The sequence below is a fragment of the Streptomyces sp. NPDC001056 genome, from assembly GCF_053598955.1.
Genome location: NZ_JBSFLI010000025.1, coordinates 16,933 through 31,799, shown reverse-complemented (window position 1 = coordinate 31,799; position 14,867 = coordinate 16,933). Strand labels below are relative to the sequence as shown.

At 74.3% G+C, this 14,867-nt stretch carries 13 protein-coding genes, 1 tRNA gene and 1 pseudogene; 10 read left to right on the top strand and 5 right to left on the bottom strand.

Annotation, left to right across the window (positions count from 1 at the left end; all coding sequences use genetic code 11):
* Positions 1-8 precede the first annotated feature (8 nt).
* Positions 9-587, bottom strand: a pseudogene (locus ACWDD7_RS26380) (cellulose binding domain-containing protein); the annotation flags it as partial.
* 121 nt (positions 588-708) lie between these two features.
* Between ACWDD7_RS26380 and ACWDD7_RS26375 the strand changes: the two are divergent.
* Positions 709-1,083, top strand: coding sequence for a hypothetical protein (locus ACWDD7_RS26375; protein WP_450459194.1), 375 nt, complete (start codon positions 709-711; stop codon positions 1,081-1,083).
* 16 nt (positions 1,084-1,099) lie between these two features.
* On the opposite strand, the gene ACWDD7_RS26370 is transcribed toward ACWDD7_RS26375, so the two are convergent.
* Positions 1,100-1,969, bottom strand: coding sequence for a spermidine synthase (locus ACWDD7_RS26370; protein ID WP_351872326.1), 870 nt, complete (start codon positions 1,967-1,969; stop codon positions 1,100-1,102).
* Between the two features lie 34 nt (positions 1,970-2,003).
* On the bottom strand, positions 2,004-2,405 hold the full coding sequence (locus ACWDD7_RS26365; protein WP_351872329.1) for a hypothetical protein: 402 nt from the start codon (positions 2,403-2,405) through the stop codon (positions 2,004-2,006).
* A 267-nt stretch (positions 2,406-2,672) separates the two neighbouring features.
* On the opposite strand from ACWDD7_RS26365, the gene ACWDD7_RS26360 reads away from it, so the two are divergent.
* Positions 2,673-4,157, top strand: coding sequence for a hypothetical protein (locus ACWDD7_RS26360; RefSeq protein ID WP_450459193.1), 1,485 nt, complete (start codon positions 2,673-2,675; stop codon positions 4,155-4,157).
* A 155-nt stretch (positions 4,158-4,312) separates the two neighbouring features.
* On the opposite strand, the gene ACWDD7_RS26355 is transcribed toward ACWDD7_RS26360, so the two are convergent.
* Positions 4,313-4,909, bottom strand: a complete 597-nt coding sequence (locus ACWDD7_RS26355) for a histidine phosphatase family protein (RefSeq protein WP_392215861.1) — start codon at positions 4,907-4,909, stop codon at positions 4,313-4,315.
* A gap of 238 nt (positions 4,910-5,147) precedes the next feature.
* On the opposite strand from ACWDD7_RS26355, the gene ACWDD7_RS26350 reads away from it, so the two are divergent.
* The 7 genes from ACWDD7_RS26350 to ACWDD7_RS26320 all read left to right on the top strand — a co-directional run bounded on the left by ACWDD7_RS26350 (position 5,148) and on the right by ACWDD7_RS26320 (position 11,317).
* On the top strand, positions 5,148-6,080 hold the full coding sequence (locus ACWDD7_RS26350) for a phosphatase PAP2 family protein (protein ID WP_450459192.1): 933 nt from the start codon (positions 5,148-5,150) through the stop codon (positions 6,078-6,080).
* The gene (locus ACWDD7_RS26345; protein ID WP_450459191.1) at positions 5,977-7,173 is read left to right on the top strand and encodes a hypothetical protein; all 1,197 of its coding nucleotides are present in this window, start codon (positions 5,977-5,979) and stop codon (positions 7,171-7,173) included. Before ACWDD7_RS26350 ends, ACWDD7_RS26345 begins: the two co-directional genes overlap by 104 nt.
* Entirely contained in the window at positions 7,164-8,753 is a 1,590-nt protein-coding gene (locus tag ACWDD7_RS26340) for a hypothetical protein (protein WP_351872338.1), read from the top strand. Before ACWDD7_RS26345 ends, ACWDD7_RS26340 begins: the two co-directional genes overlap by 10 nt.
* Positions 8,750-10,090, top strand: a complete 1,341-nt coding sequence (locus tag ACWDD7_RS26335) for an AAA domain-containing protein (RefSeq protein WP_351872340.1) — start codon at positions 8,750-8,752, stop codon at positions 10,088-10,090. Before ACWDD7_RS26340 ends, ACWDD7_RS26335 begins: the two co-directional genes overlap by 4 nt.
* A gap of 117 nt (positions 10,091-10,207) precedes the next feature.
* Positions 10,208-10,576, top strand: a complete 369-nt coding sequence (locus ACWDD7_RS26330) for a hypothetical protein (RefSeq protein WP_351872343.1) — start codon at positions 10,208-10,210, stop codon at positions 10,574-10,576.
* A gap of 134 nt (positions 10,577-10,710) precedes the next feature.
* Complete coding sequence (locus tag ACWDD7_RS26325; RefSeq protein ID WP_450459190.1) at positions 10,711-11,253, top strand: hypothetical protein; 543 nt, start codon at positions 10,711-10,713, stop codon at positions 11,251-11,253.
* A tRNA-Lys gene (locus tag ACWDD7_RS26320) sits at positions 11,244-11,317 on the top strand. The genes ACWDD7_RS26325 and ACWDD7_RS26320 overlap by 10 nt, the downstream gene beginning before the upstream one ends.
* A gap of 140 nt (positions 11,318-11,457) precedes the next feature.
* Here the strand turns inward: ACWDD7_RS26320 and ACWDD7_RS26315 are convergent.
* Positions 11,458-12,717 carry a M6 family metalloprotease domain-containing protein gene (locus ACWDD7_RS26315; protein ID WP_450459189.1) on the bottom strand — a complete coding sequence of 420 codons (1,260 nt, stop codon included), beginning with the start codon at positions 12,715-12,717 and terminating at the stop codon, positions 11,458-11,460.
* Between the two features lie 322 nt (positions 12,718-13,039).
* Between ACWDD7_RS26315 and ACWDD7_RS26310 the strand changes: the two genes are divergently transcribed.
* Positions 13,040-14,842 carry a putative bifunctional diguanylate cyclase/phosphodiesterase gene (locus tag ACWDD7_RS26310; protein WP_450459188.1) on the top strand — a complete coding sequence of 601 codons (1,803 nt, stop codon included), beginning with the start codon at positions 13,040-13,042 and terminating at the stop codon, positions 14,840-14,842.
* Positions 14,843-14,867: the final 25 nt, after the last annotated feature.

Below are 14,867 nucleotides of genomic sequence, written 5' to 3'. Positions count from 1 at the left end.
CCGTCACGTCAGCCGAAGGCCGCGAACGCCTTCGAGAACGCGTACGTGTCCTGGGCGACGGAGCTGCACGTGGGGTCGGCGGAGGGCTTGGGGCCGCCGGGGCACTGCTGGTCGCGGGCGGCGGACCACATGGACAGTCCACCGAGGCCCTTGGACGTGGCGAAGCCCGCCAGCCGGGTGGCGTCGTCGACCGTGAAGACCTCGGAGGAGACGTCGTTGACGCCGATCATCGGGGTGACGGCGACGGTCTTCCAGGCGTCCGTGTCGGACAGCCCGAGCACGCTCTTGACCTGGGCCTGGGTGGCGGTGGCGGCCTGCTCGGCAGAGCCGCCCATGTCGCCGCTGTAGGAGGAGCCGTAGTCCATCGCCATGACGTTGACGGTGCCGATCCTGACGCCGTCGGCCTTGGCGTCCGACAGCAGGTTCACGCTGTCCTGGGTGAGACCCTCGGGCATCACCGGGAGGGTGAAGGAGACGTCCAGGCCGGGGTGCTGGGCCTGGAGCTTGGCGATGGCCTGGGCGCGGCGCGTGTTGGCGGCCGTGTTCGGCAGCGCGCCGCCCTCCACGTCGAAGTCGACCTTGGTCAGCACACTTGCCATGCGCCGCACCGTACGCCATGCGCCAGCACCCGGTGCCGGCCTGTGGACAACTCCCCGGCTGTGGACAACCGGTGCCGACCTGTGTGACCGGTGGGGCAGGATGGGCGTGATGCGCAGAGGACTCGTACACGTACTGGCGTGGCTGCTCACGACGGGCGCCGCGGTCACACTGTCGTGGTGGGGCGTGCACACGGTGATGGCCAGGACGGCGTACGACCCGCCGCGCGCGCTGCCGGTCGTGGGCGCGACGGCCCAGGGGGCGCCGTCCGCCGCACGCCCGTCGGCGCCCCGGACCTCCGGATCTCCCCGGCCCTCCCGCGCGAAGGCCGCCCCGCCGAGCGCGTCCGCGTCCCCGTCCTCCGCGCGCACCACCCCCCGCTCACCGGGTCCGTCCCCCTTGGAGTTCACCCGGGGCACGGACCGGGTGTCGGTGTTCTGCACCTGGCACGACGGTCCGCCGCACGTGGAGATCGGCGACTACTGACGCGGGCCGCCGGGGCTCAGCGGAACACCGAGGGCGGCGGCGCCGGGGAGTCCACGGCCGCCGCGTCCGTGACGGGCAGGGCCCCGCCGGTGAAGTCGGTGAGCGCGCGGCCGTGTTCGACCCGCGCCGGATGCGGGTCGGAGGCGGCGCGGCGGGTCAGCTCGGGCAGCGGCAGAGGCAGGTCGGAGGCGACCAGGACCGCGTTGCCGAAGCGCTTGCCGCGCAGCACGGCCGCGTCGGCGACCAGGGCGAGTTCCCCGAACCGGGCGGCCGCGGTCGCGATCTGGCCGCGCAGATGGGCGAGCGGCGGGCCGTCGGCGAGATTGGCGGCGTAGACCCCGGACGGCTTCAGGGCGCGCCGGACCTCGTCCAGGAACTCGGTGGAGGTGAGGTGCGCGGGGGTGCGGGCGCCGCTGAAGACATCGGCGATGACGAGGTCGGCCCAGCCGTCGGGCACCTTGCCGAGTCCCGCACGGGCGTCCGTCGACCGCACGCGTATCCGGGCGTTCGGGTCCAACGGCAGCTCGCGCCGTACCAGTTGCACCAGGCTCGCGTCCCGCTCCACGACCTGCTGGGTGGACCGGGGCCGGGTGGCGGCGACGTACCGCGCGAGGGTGAGGGCGCCGCCGCCGAGGTGCACGGCGTGCACGGGCTTGCCGGGCGGGGCGGCGAGGTCGATGACATGGCCGAGGCGGCGCTGGTACTCGAAGGAGAGGTACGCGGGGTCGTCCAGGTCGACGTGCGACTGGGGCGCCCCGTCGATCAGCAGCGTCCAGGCCCGGCCGCGGTCCGGGTCGGGGAGGAGCTGCGCGAGTCCGCCGTCGACGGCCTCCTCGACGGCGCTGACGGCGGCCGCCGCGCGCCGCGGGTTCCTGGATCTGCCCATCCGGTCATTTTCCCAGGTTTCCGCGGTAAACGTTTCAGCGGCAGTTGTCGGCGGCCTCGATCAGCCGCGCCGCCTCGCCGAGGGCCTCGCGCAGGACGGCCGGGTCGGTGGCGAGACCGGCGTCGTCGCCGGGCGGCAGGAGCCAGTCGGAGCCGGCGACCGGGGGCTCGGGGGCGAGGCGCAGTCCGCGCCCGTTGGTCTCCGTGCAGGTGCTCCCCGGTACGTCCCAGCCGGCGGCGGTGCCCGCGGGCACCAGGAAGCCGAGGGTGTCGCGGTCGTCGTCGTGCAGCACCGGTCCGACCGCGTCCGCGGCGCCGCGCCGCAGGATGTCGACGGCCTCCAAACCCTGCCGGGCCGGTACGGTCACCAGGTCGCACACCGTGTCGCCCGACGCGGGCGACAGCGGTGATGTGCACGGTTCGTTGCTGGTCTGCATGCCCGCCTCCACCACACAGCACTGTCGCGGTCCACCCGTTCCAACGCGCGGCCGCGTCAACGGCTACGGCGCAAGTGCGCCGCAAAGGATGGCACTTCATGGCAGATCGCGGATGAGATATCCGCTTTTGTGGCCAAACCCAGCGTGGCGGGCCCCTCACAGCCGGTACGTTCTTGCTCGCCGGAACCAGGGCGTCCCTCGGGTCACGCGTCCCGAACCCGCCCCGGCACCGGCATGGTTCGACGGTTCGCACGAGAGGACCCGGCCATGGCGTCGTCTACCGTGACCTCGTCACAGCCCGAGCGGCCACCCCGGCCGAATCTCGCCTTCCGGCGGCTGCGCGGCCGGCGCTCACCGGCCGAGTTCGCGGCGCTGGTACGGCGGGCCGCGCGGGAGATCGGTGAGCGGGTGAGCTGTGACGCGCGCTACGTCGGGCGCGTCGAGGCGGGTGAGATCCGCTGCCCCAACTACGCCTACGAGCGGGTGTTCCTGCACATGTTCCCCGGTCGGTCACTCACCGACCTCGGCTTCGCGCCCCGCTCGTCCGTCCGCGGCCGCGCGGCGCGCACGGCCACTTCGGCGCTCACGGGGAAGGAGACCGTGGCCGTGGGAACGGGCGAGGCGTTCGAGCCGCAGGACCGGCAGAACTCGTATGACCTGTATGACCCGCACGAGGAGTACGACCCCCAGGGGCCGTACCCGTACGACCACCCGAACCACGAGGAGAGCGACGTGCTGCGTCGCGCATTCATGACCGGCGGGGGCGCCACCGTGGCCGCCACCGCGCTGGGCCCGCTGCGGCTCACCCCGGCGACCGTGCCCGCGCCCCGGCGCCCGCGCAGGCCCGGGAGCACGGAGGCGACCGCCCTGGAGGAGGCGGTCCGCCGGATCCGGCTGCTCGACGACCGGCACGGCGCGGACGGCCTCTACCGGCGCGCTGCGGCTCCCCTGCGCGCGGCGTACGCGCTGCTGGACGCCGGCGCGACCCGGCAGACCACCGTCGAGCGGCTGCACGCGGGCGCGGGTGAACTCGCCATCTCCGTGGGCTGGCTGGCCCACGACTCCGGGCGCTTCGACGACGCGCGCTCCCATTACGCGGAGGCGCTGGCCACGGCCCGGATGACCGGGGACGAGGCGCTGGAGGCGCACGCCTTCTGCAACACCGCGTTCCTGGCGCGGGACGCCGGGCGGCCCCGGGAGGCGGTACGGGCCGCGCAGGCCGCGCAGCGGGCGGCCCGGCCCCTGGGCTCCGACCGGCTGAACTCCCTGCTCGCGCTGCGGGAGGCGGGGGGCTGGGCGGGACTCGCCGACGGCACCGGCTGCGCGCGGGCGCTCGCGCGGGCGCAGGCCCTGTTCGCGCGGGGGCGCTCCGACGCGGACCCCGAGTGGATGAGCTTCTACGGCGAGGCCGAGCTGGAGGGGCAGGAGGCCCAGTGCTGGTCCATGCTGGGCGACTGGCGCCGGGCGTCCCTCCACGCCCGGCGGGCGGCGGACCTTCAGGACCCCCACTTCACGCGGAACCTCGCCCTCTACACGGCGGAACTCGCGGACGACCTCGCGCGTGACGGCCGTCCCGACGAGGCGGCGGAGGCGGGGGTGCGGGTGCTGTCGCTGCTGGACCAGGTGCAGTCGTCCCGTATCCAGACGATGCTGGCGGGGACGGCGCGGGTCCTGCTGCCCCATCGGAGGGCCGCGGGCGTTTCGGACTTCCTCGACCGGCACAAGGCGTATCCGAGGGTGGCGGGGGCGTAGCGCGTGCGCGGAGCCGCCCGGCGGCGGGGGCGGGCGGGTTCCGCCGTCGCCGGGCCGCGGGTGCGTCCGTGGTGGCTCGCCTGGTTCCCCGCGCCCCCGGCGCACCACGGGGCCGGCGGCCGCATGGCGCCGTCGGCGCCCCGGCCGGCCGCGGCTCAGCCCGCCAGGTGGCCGACGTCGTTCCAGCTCTCCAGCGCCGGTTCGCCGTACGCCCAGCCCAGGGTCGACAGCGACGTCGGGTTGAGACGGATGCGGGCGGCGAAGTCCAGCGGGAAGCCCAGCCAACGCGCGGCCAAGGAGCGCAGGATGTGGCCGTGGGCGAAGAGGAGGACGTCACGGTCGGCGGAGCGGGCCCAGGAGATCACCTCGTCCGCGCGGGCGGTGACCTCGGCGATCGTCTCCCCTTCGGGGACGCCGTCGCGCCAGATGAGCCAGCCGGGGCGGACGGCCTGGATCTCCGCCGGGGTCAGGCCCTCGTACGCGCCGTAGTCCCACTCCATCAGCGCGTCCCAGGGCTCGGCCCGCTCCCCGAACCCGGCCAGCGCGCAGGTCTCCGAGGCCCGCGCCAGCGGACTGGTGCGCACGGCCACGCCGGGCAGCCCGTCCAGCGGCGCCCGGTGCAGGCGTTCGCCGAGCAGCTTCGCGCCGTGCCGGCCCTCCGCCAGGAGGGGCACATCGGTCCTGCCGGTGTGTCTGCCGGACAGCGACCAGGCCGTCTGTCCGTGCCGGGCCAGCAGGATGCGCGGTGCCATGGGGGACCTTTCCGGGGGGCGGACGCCGAAAAGACGCCACAGGAACAACAGGAGTCGGTCCCTCCATCATCGCTCACCCCTTCGGGGGCAACCCCGCGCCCGGTCCCGGCGTCTTTGTGGGCCGGAGCCGACCGCACCGGACGGCTCCGAAGGACCCGCACGGGCCACGAACGGACACCGTAAAGTGGCACGGTCGCCCACCGGGCGGACGTACCGCGGACAGGGGGAGGGCGATCGGATGGCGCAGACCGAGACACCGGGCACCGAGGTGCCCCGCACCCGGCTGCGCTGGTGGACCGAACTGCCGCTGCTCCTGCTGGTCTACGGCTGTTACTCGGCCGGCCGTCTCCTCGTACGCGGCGACGTGGACGACGCCGTGGAGCACGGACTGACCCTGCTGCGCGCCGAGAAGCTGCTCCACCTGAACGCCGAGCACCCCCTCAACCGCCTGTTCACCCGCGAACCCTGGCTCGGGATACCCGCGGACTTCTGGTACGCCTCACTGCACTACCTGGTCACGCCCGCGATCCTCGTCTGGATGTTCCGGGCCCGCGCCGAGCAGTACCGGCGGGCCCGCACCTGGCTGATGACGTCCACGTTCATCGGACTGATCGGTTTCACCCTGGTGCCGACCTGCCCGCCCCGGCTGCTCTCGGCGAGCCACGGCTTCGTGGACACCATGGCCCACTACAGCTCGTACGGCTGGTGGGGCGGCGACGCCAGCGCGCCGCGGGGTCTGGGCGGAATGACCAACCAGTACGCGGCGATGCCGAGCCTGCACGTCGGCTGGGCGCTGTGGTGCGGGGTGATGCTCTGGTGGTACGGCGGCAACCGGCTCACCAAGGTCCTGGGGGTGCTCTATCCGCTGGGCACCGCGCTGGTCGTCATGGGCACCGCCAACCACTACCTCCTGGACGCGCTCGCCGGGATCGCCGTGATGGGCGTCGGCCACCTGCTCGCGCCGTGGGTGACGCGGACCGTCGACCGGGTCCGGGCCAGGCTCTTCCCGGCCCTCGCGAAGGCCGGGGGTCCCCCGATTGTCAGTGGCGGATGCCAGACTTCCGCGGGTGAGCGAATTCCACGGCAGCGCGGGTCGCGGCCCGGCGCCGGAGCCGAGCCGGACCCCTCCCCCACGGACGCGGGCGACGGGGCTCCGGCACCGGCTCGCTGAGCTGCGCGGCCCGGACGTACCGGCGAAGGCCCTGGACGCGCGCGCCCTCGCGGCGCTGGCCGCGAACCCCGGGTGCCGCAGACGGGCGATCCTGGACGGCGCCGGGGTGGACAAGGCCCGGCTGGCGAGCGCGCTCGGCGCGCCCTCCGGCTTCGGCCAGTCGCAGTTCGCGCTGACCCGGGGCAACGCGTTCGAGGCGAAGGTGAAGGCGGACGGCGGCGCCGAGCTGCTGCGCCTCGCGCACGCCCGCCTCGACCCGGGCGCCGAGGCCCCGCGGGCGGCCGCGGTGCCCGACCTGACCGCGCAGGGCCCCGAGGGCCGTACGGCGCGTACGGCCCTCGCGCTGCGGGAGGCCACCCGCGCGGGCGGCTGGACGCTGCTCGACCACCCGATGCTCGCCCTGGACGTGGCGGGCTCGCTCGCGTTCCTGGAGCCGGACGCTGTGGTGGTGCACCCGGACGGCGACTGGTCCGTGGTGGAGATCAAGTCCTTCCCGATGCTGGACGGCTCGGCGGACCCGGCGAAGGTGGGCGCCGCCGCCCGGCAGGCGGCGGTGTACGTGCTCGCCCTGGAGGACGTCGCCGCCCGGCTCGACCCCGCACCACGGGTGCGCCACCGGGTGCTGCTGGTGTGTCCCAAGGACTTCTCGAACCTGCCGGCCGGTTCCGCCGTCGACGTGCGCAAGCAGCGGGCGGTCACCGCGCGCCAGCTCGCCCGGCTCACCCGCGTCGAGGAGATCGCCGACTCGCTGCCCGAGGGCACCTGCTTCGCGCCCGACCGTGACGCCGAGGAGCTGACGGCCGCGGTGGCCGCGGTCCCGGCGGCGTACGCGCCCGAGTGCCTGTCCGCCTGCGAACTGGCCTTCCACTGCCGGGAGCGGGCCCGTGCGGCCGACGCGGTCACCCGCCTCGGCCGGCCGCTGCGCGCCGAACTGGGCGGCCTGACCACGGTCGAGGACGTCCTCGCGGCGGCCCACGGCGAACTGGGCGACCCGGACGATCCTGCGGTCGCGGCGCTGCGCCGGGCGGCGGCCCTGCGCGCGGAGGCGCTCCGGGAGGCCCGGGACCGGGAGGTGGCGGCCGTATGTCGCTGATCGACACGCTCGCCCGCCTGGAGGCCGTCGGCAGCGGGCGGGCGCAGGCCGCCGCGACCGTACGGCACCGGCATCTCTCCGTCCGTCCGCTGGTGTTCGTGCCGCTCACCACCGCGGGCGAGGCCGGTGCCCCGCTCGGCGCGCTGGTCGGCACCGACCGGGACGCGCCCCGGCTGCTGGTCGTGCCGCAGCCCCGCGACCGCGACCTGCGCTTCACGTTCCTCGCCGAGCTGGCCGACCTGGTCCTGCCGTACATCGACTCCTACGCCGGCTCCGTGGAGGCCGCCGAGCGCACCGACACCGACCCGGAGACCGGCAAGCGGATCAAGGTCGAGGTGGAGCTGTGCACGGACGCGCCCCAGCTGATCGTGCCGAGCCGCACGGGGCTGGAGTACGTCCGGCTGCTCGGGCGCTCCATGCGGTTCCGCCGCACCGCCGAGCAGGACCCGGAGGCGCCCTACCCGGCACCGCCCCGGGTGCCGCTGCTCGGCCGCTGGCTCACCCACTACGGGGAGCGGTCCCGGGTCCCCGGCTCCGCACTGCTGCTCGCCCTCACCGATGTGCTGTCCCGGCACTGGGCGACCGGCCAGTCGGGACTTGAGGACCAGCACCTGGGCGCGCTGCTGGCGTGGATCGATCCACCGGAGGGCATGAGCGGCGCCGAGGCCGCGCGGGAGGCCGAGCTGGCCCGGGACGCGGCCGGGCAGCTGCGGTGCCCGCCGGCCGGGCCCGCCACCGACCCGGCGTTCGACAACAAGCTGCTGGCCCCGGCGATCGAGCGGTACGACCGCGCGCGCACCGCCCTCGCCGCCGCCGAGGACCCGCTGGACGCCGACGACCGGCTGGCCGCGCTCACCCGGGCCGAGCGGGAGATCCGCGAGCTGATCGAGGGCCAGGCCCGGCCCACCTGGGACGCGGTGTGGCGGGGCCTGGACCTGCTGCGGGCGCTGCCGGAGGGCGGGCATGCCGAGGAGCGCTGGACGCGGGACCGCTGGTCGTTCACCGGGCACCGGGACCGGGTGCTGGCCGGGGAGCCCCCGCAGCCGCGCCGGGACGACGCGGTGACGGCGGCGAACAAGCTGGCCACGCGCGAGCGTGAGCAGGCCCGCCTGGAGGCACAGGAGGCGCTGGACGATCCGCTGGTGATGGCGGGGCGGCGGCTGGCCGGTGAGGCGTTCGCGGGTGAGGTGACCGAGGTCGTCATGGCGTACGGCGAGGGCAGGCGGCCGAGCCCGCGCCCGCTGGTGACGGTCCGCACCGAGGACCTGCCGCACCTGGCGGAGCGCGCGAAGGTGTACCGCTCGCTGGCGGGCCGCCCCCAGTCGGCGGAGTTCGTCGAGCGGACGGCCCCGGACGCGGTCGTGCTGCGGCTCCTGGACAAGATGGGCCGGGGCAGGGAGCCGGAGCCCGGTTCGGTGCCGGAAAAGGGCGACCGGGTCTGCTTCACCCTCTTCGAGCACGAGCAGCGCGGCGGGGCGAAGCTGCCCGCCCCGGAGGAGACCCCGTGGACACACGGCGGGCCGCCCGGCGAGGCCGTGGCGGAGGCCGCCGATCCGATCACCGAGGAGGACGTGCTGTGACGACCGTCGACGCGGACCCCGGGGCCGCCGCCGCCCGCGCCACCGACGCGATCCTCCACGACACGCTGCACGGCACCGAGCGGGGCGTGGTGGTCGACTCACCGCCGGGCGCGGGCAAGTCCACGCTCGTGGTGCGGGCGGCGCTGGAACTCGCGGACGCGGGGCGTCCCTTGATGGTGGTGGCGCAGACCAACGCCCAGGTGGACGACCTCGTGCTGCGGCTCGCCGAGAAGAACCCCGACCTGCCCGTGGGCCGGCTGCACAGCAGCGACGCCGACGCGTACGACACGGCGCTGGACGGGCTGCCGGGCGTGCGTACGTCGGCGAAGGCGGCCGACCTCGCCGGGCTGCCGGTGGTGCTGTCCACCGCCGCGAAGTGGGCGCATGTGAAGGTGGACGAGCCCTGGCGGCACGCGATCGTGGACGAGGCGTACCAGATGCGCTCGGACTCCCTGCTCGCCGTCGCCGGTCTGTTCGAGCGGGCGCTGTTCGTGGGCGACCCCGGCCAGCTGGACCCGTTCGCGATCGTCGGCAGCGAGCAGTGGGCGGGGCTGTCGTACGACCCCTCGGCCTCCGCCGTCACCACGCTGCTCGCCCACAACCCGGGTCTGCCGCAGCACCGGCTGCCGGTCTCGTGGCGGCTGCCCGCGTCCGCGGCACCCCTGGTCTCGGACGCGTTCTACCCGTACACCCCGTTCCGCAGCGGCACCGGGCCGGGCGACCGCCGGCTCGCCTTCGCCGTGCCCTCCGACGGCTCGGCCCCCGACCGGGTGATCGACGAGGCCGCCGCCTCCGGCTGGGGCCTGCTGGAGCTGCCCGCCCGGCACACGCCGCGCACGGACCCGGAGGCGGTGCGGGCGGTGGCGGCGGTGGTGCGGCGCCTGCTGGACCGCGGCGGCGCCGCGGTCTCGGCGGAGCGCTCACCGGACCCGACCCCGCTCACGGCCGCCCGGATCGCCGTCGGCACGGCTCACCGCGACCAGGCCGCAGCGGTCCGCTCCGCACTCGCCGACCTGGGCATCGCGGAGGTGACGGTCGACACGGCGAACCGGCTCCAGGGCCGCGAGTACGACGTCACGGTCGTCCTGCACCCGCTCTCCGGCCGCCCCGACGCCACCGCCTTCCACCTGGAGACCGGCCGCCTGTGCGTCCTCGCCTCCCGGCACCGCCACGCCTGCGTCGTGGTCTGCCGCGCCGGCGTCGGCGACCTGCTGGACGACTACCCGTCCACGGAGCCGGTCCAACTGGGCACGCTGGTCAGGTTTCCCGACGGCTGGGAGGCGAACCACGCGGTACTGGCGCACCTGGCCGAGCACCGGGTGAGCTGGCGGCCCTGACCGAGCCCACCGCCACCTCGCCGGCCCCTTGCGTCCACGCGGGACAATGGACGGTGGCCCACCAGACAGGCGGTGCCCAGCGAACCGTACGAAGGCCGTACGAGGAGGAGAGAAGACATGGCGGAGCCCACGCCGCGTCGGAACGAACCGCGGCTACGCCCCGCGCCCCTGATCTTCGAGCCCGCGGAAGCGGCCGCCGATCCCGAGCACTTCTTCCAGCTGGAGTCCATCGACGACCCGCGGGCGCTGCTGGCCCGGGCGACGGAGCTGACCCAGGCGTTCCGCGCGGCAGCCGACCGGGCCGTGGAGTTCCAGGCCATCGCCGCGGCCCAGCTCGCCGACCCGCGCCGGTTCGACCGGCTGACCGCCGCCGACATCGCCGAGCGCGCGGAGTGGACGGAGGACTATGCCAAGAAGATGGTCGAGTTCGGCCGGGATCTGATGCGCGGGAACAGCGAGGGCCGGACCACCGCCGATCCCGTGTGACCCGCCCCGTGCGGCCCGCGTGACCCGCGCCTGGCATATGCCAGGCGGGCAAGATACTCCCCTCCCCCTCCCCCTGTCCCGGTTTTCCGCAACTGTGGAGAACCGGTTGCTCACCGCCGGTAGATCTGGACGGCATGAGCGGTACACCGAACGTCACCCGAGTCACCTCCGACGGCGCCGCCTGGCTCGCCTCGGCCGGGGCGTACCCGCCGCACGCGCCCGCCCCGGCCGTCCTGCCCTGCGGCACCGTCTTCGACGTGGTGAGCGCCCCGGCGGTCTTCGGGCGCCGGATGCTGGACCGGCTGTGGGACGACGGCCCCGGCTCGGGCCCGGTCGCGATGTCCCGTGGCCGGATGCTGCTGTTCTGCGCCCCCGGCACCGCCCATCGGCTGCCCTCGCTGCTGGCCTGGGAGGAGTGGGGCACGCACCGCGCGGCGGCCGTACCGCCCCTGCTCTGCCACGGCACGGGAGACGCGGTGACCGTCCCGCCCCCGGACGGCGACTCCTCGGCCGACCCCCGCTGGCTCGTCGCCCCGGACGCGCGTCACCCCTGGTTACCGGGCCCGGAGGTGCTGCTGTGGGCGGCGGTGCGGGCGGCACGGGCGGCAGTGCGGATATCGATTTTTCCTCCCACCAGTCCGGATGCTAAGGTCTACGACGTCAGCAGGCGCCGCTAGCTCAGTTGGTTAGAGCAGCTGACTCTTAATCAGCGGGTCCGGGGTTCGAGTCCCTGGCGGCGCACGCGAGAGCGATGGCGAGATCTGACCGCAGAAAGTGCGGTCGGACTCGCCATCGCTGTTTTCGCGAGGCCTCGCCGCGCACCGTGGGGGCTCCGCCGTCCGCACCCCCGCCCGTCGGCCCAGCGGCCGTCGGCCGAGACGTCACCCTCTGACCCGCTGCGTGATCTTCACCGTCCACGCCCCCGAGGCCGTCCGGTCCTCCACGTCGATCTTCACGCCCTCGCCGGGGACGGTGAAGCTCTCCCCCAGGGCGACCGGCGCATCGGCGAGCGGCGGGTAGACCGAGTCGTCCGGGCACGCCTCCGTACGCGGATGGGCGTCGACGACCTCGATGGGACCGCCGCCGGACTCGGCGCCGCTGTGCACCCGGTAGACGAGGATGCCCTCGCGGCAGGTGGCGCGGTCGTTGCCGGCGGCGGTGCGGGCCTCGAAGGCCAGCGCGCTGTCCGGACCGGTGCGCACCACGGCCAGCTTCACCCCGTCGCCGAGGCCGAACGCGGGCGCCCCGCCTGCGCCCTGCACCGGGATGCCGGGCCCGGCAGCGAGGGGTTCCAGGGTGAGGCGGGTCGGGCCCGCGCCCCGTACGCACACCACCTGGCGCGGGTCCATCCAGCCGAGCCGCCACTTGTGCCAGGCGAACAGGTCGGGCGAGAGACCGAACTGGCTGCCCATCAGGTCCCAGTCGCCGACGTACGTGTCCCAGTCACCCTTGCCGTCGGCCGGCCGGTGGTAGAGGTCGGGCAGATCGAAGACATGGCCGGTCTCATGGGCGAGAACCAGCCGATCCGGCGGATGCTTCTCGAACACCGTGACGACCCGTCGCACATCCGTGTCGTCCACATGGAGGGGTGTGTCGAGGTTGACGACCTTGGTGGCGTCGGAGTCCACGCCGGGCGCGTCCGGGTCGGCGACGAGATACACCACCGGGTAGCGGGAGAAGTCGACCTCCTTGTCGGCCACCTTGAAAGCGTCGTTCAGGTACGCGGCCCGGTCCTCGGCGGCCCAGTCGCGCCGTACGGCGTACGCCGTGGAGGGACGGGGCATACGCAGCCAGTGGGCCAGCGGATGCGGGCGCAGGGTGAATCTGCCGTAGGAGGCCCGCTCGAAGTAGCGGCTGGTCTCGGGGAAGTGGTCGGCGACCAGTTCGGCCGGGGTGGTGCGAGGAACGGCGTCCGGGAAGGACAGGAAGACCATCACCGCGTCCAGCACCCGGGTGGGCCGGGCGTAGCCGGAGTCCCAGGAGTCGGCCCCCTCGGAGTGGTGGGCATCGGTGCGGTGCAGGGCGCAGGGGGCGGTGGAGAAGGGCTCGGCGACCGACGGGCCGGTGATGATCGAGGTCGCGGCCAGCGCCGACAGCGTGGTGCACACGGCGGCGGTGCTGCGCAGCAGGGGCACGGACATGACCTCCGGACGCGGTTCGACAGACCCGCACCCAGGTTGCTGCGATTCGCCACTCCATGTCTTGTTTGTCTGCACCAGGAGAGTGAACGCTCCCCATTTGGGCGCCGGCGCACTACGGCGCTCGGCGCCCCCGATTCACTCACGGAACGTCACAACTGGTCGACGGCCTCAATAACCCGTCCAGGTGCGGGCAGAAACGATCTGTCAGAAAGTCCGTACGGTCCGGGACACTGGACGGTGGCTGGAAGGGCCCGGGGCCAGCCTCTATGATCGGCACACTTTCCGGCACGGACAGAGATCGAGTGCACTGCGGGAGCGAGCGGTGAGCGGAACGTCCGAAGGGCCGACGCCCGCGGCAGACCTCGACCGGTCAGCCGTCACAGACAGTGATCACATCACCTACGACCGTGTCTTCGGGGCGGCGCCACTCGCCATGGCCGTCGTGGACCGCGAGGGACTCGTCCTGCGCGCGAACCCCGCCTTCGGCGAGCTGATCGGCGCCGACTGCGACACTCTCACCGGCCGGGCCGCCGCCGATCTGGTGGACCTGACCGCCGACGCCCGTTCCTGGCACGCCTACCGGGAGGTGCTGTGCGGGCGGCAGGCCCGGCTGCGCTGCACCCGCCGGCTGAAGCACCCCGAGGGGAACTCGGTGTGGGTGCAGCTCACCGTGGCCCCGCTGGCGGACGGCGGGGCGAACGTGCTGCTGTCCGTCGCCGACATCAGCGCCCGCCGTGAACTCCAGGCACGGCTGAGGCACTTGCAGATGCACGACCCGGTGACCCGGCTGCCCAACCGCACCCTGTTCTTCGAGCGCCTGTCGGCGGCGCTGGAGGCGGAGTCGTACGAGCACAGGGGCACCGGCCGGATCGGGCTGTGCTACCTGGATCTCGACGGGTTCAAGGCGGTCAACGACACCCTCGGCCACCGCGTCGGCGACCGGCTGCTGGCGGCCGTGGCCGAGCGCCTGACCAGGGTCGCCGACGAGGCCGGGTACGCCCGCGCCGCGACTCCCCTGGTGGCCCGGCTCGGCGGGGACGAGTTCGCGCTGCTGGTGGAGGACTCCACCGGCACCGAACAGCTGGCCGACCTCGCCGAGTCCGCGCTCGCGGCCCTCCAGGAGCCCTACGACCTGGCCGGGCAGCGGCTGTCGCTGACGGCGTCCATCGGCGTCGTGGAGCGCCATGCGGCGGGCACCACGGCGACCGGTCTGATGCAGGCGGCGGACACGACGCTCTACTGGGCGAAGGCCGACGGCAAGGGCCGCTGGACGCTGTTCGACCCCGAGCGCAACGCGCACCGGATGACCCGCCAGGCGCTGTCCTCCACCCTGCGGCCCGCCATCGAGCGGGGCGAATTCGCCCTGGAGTACCAGCCGTTGGTGGGCATGGAGGACGGCCGGCTGTCCGGGGTCGAGGCGCTGGTGCGCTGGCACCACCCGCAGTTCGGCACGCTGACGCCGAATCGGTTCATCGGGCTGGCCGAGGAGGACGGCTCGATCGTGCAGCTCGGCCGCTGGGCGCTGGTCACCGCCTGCCGGCAGGCCCGCCGCTGGCAGCTGGACCACCCCGGCGAGCCGCCGATCTTCGTCAGCGTGAACGTGGCCGTGCGCCAGGTGTGGGACTCGGACCTGGTGGCCGACGTGGCGGAGACCCTCGCGGACACCGGACTGGCCCCGCATCTGCTCCAGTTGGAGCTGACCGAGTCCGCGGTGATGGGCTCGGCGGGCCGCCCGCTCCAGGCGCTCCAGGCCCTCAGCGACATGGGGGTGCGCATCGCCATCGACGACTTCGGCACCGGCTACTCCAACCTCGCCTATCTCAGCCGGCTGCCGGTCTCGACGCTGAAGCTGGACGGTTCCTTCGTCCGCGGCTTCCAGTACGAGGAGGCGCCCAAGGGGGTCGCGCCCAACCCCGCCGACGAGGTCATCGTGGAGGCGATGATCCAGCTGGCCCACCGGCTGGGCCTCACCGTCACCGCCGAGTGCGTGGAGACCTCGGCCCAGGCCACCCGGCTGCGCCGGATCGGCTGCGACACCGGACAGGGCTGGCTGTACTCCCGCCCGGTGCCGCCGGACCGCATCTCCGAGCTGCTGGGGGCGCGGGCCTACACCGCGACCACGTGAGGACCGCGCGGCCCTCGCCGCGCGG

Bases quoted from the DNA above. Each gene is read 5' to 3' on its own strand.
- ACWDD7_RS26325 (WP_450459190.1), top strand. From the start codon at position 10,711: ATGAGCGGTACACCGAACGTCACCCGAGTCACCTCCGACGGCGCCGCC.
- ACWDD7_RS26350 (WP_450459192.1), top strand. From the start codon at position 5,148: ATGGCGCAGACCGAGACACCGGGCACCGAGGTGCCCCGCACCCGGCTG.
- ACWDD7_RS26355 (WP_392215861.1), bottom strand. From the start codon at position 4,909: ATGGCACCGCGCATCCTGCTGGCCCGGCACGGACAGACGGCCTGGTCG.
- ACWDD7_RS26340 (WP_351872338.1), top strand. From the start codon at position 7,164: ATGTCGCTGATCGACACGCTCGCCCGCCTGGAGGCCGTCGGCAGCGGG.
- ACWDD7_RS26365 (WP_351872329.1), bottom strand. From the start codon at position 2,405: ATGCAGACCAGCAACGAACCGTGCACATCACCGCTGTCGCCCGCGTCG.
- ACWDD7_RS26330 (WP_351872343.1), top strand. From the start codon at position 10,208: ATGGCGGAGCCCACGCCGCGTCGGAACGAACCGCGGCTACGCCCCGCG.
- ACWDD7_RS26360 (WP_450459193.1), top strand. From the start codon at position 2,673: ATGGCGTCGTCTACCGTGACCTCGTCACAGCCCGAGCGGCCACCCCGG.
- ACWDD7_RS26375 (WP_450459194.1), top strand. From the start codon at position 709: ATGCGCAGAGGACTCGTACACGTACTGGCGTGGCTGCTCACGACGGGC.
- ACWDD7_RS26370 (WP_351872326.1), bottom strand. From the start codon at position 1,969: ATGGGCAGATCCAGGAACCCGCGGCGCGCGGCGGCCGCCGTCAGCGCC.
- ACWDD7_RS26315 (WP_450459189.1), bottom strand. From the start codon at position 12,717: ATGTCCGTGCCCCTGCTGCGCAGCACCGCCGCCGTGTGCACCACGCTG.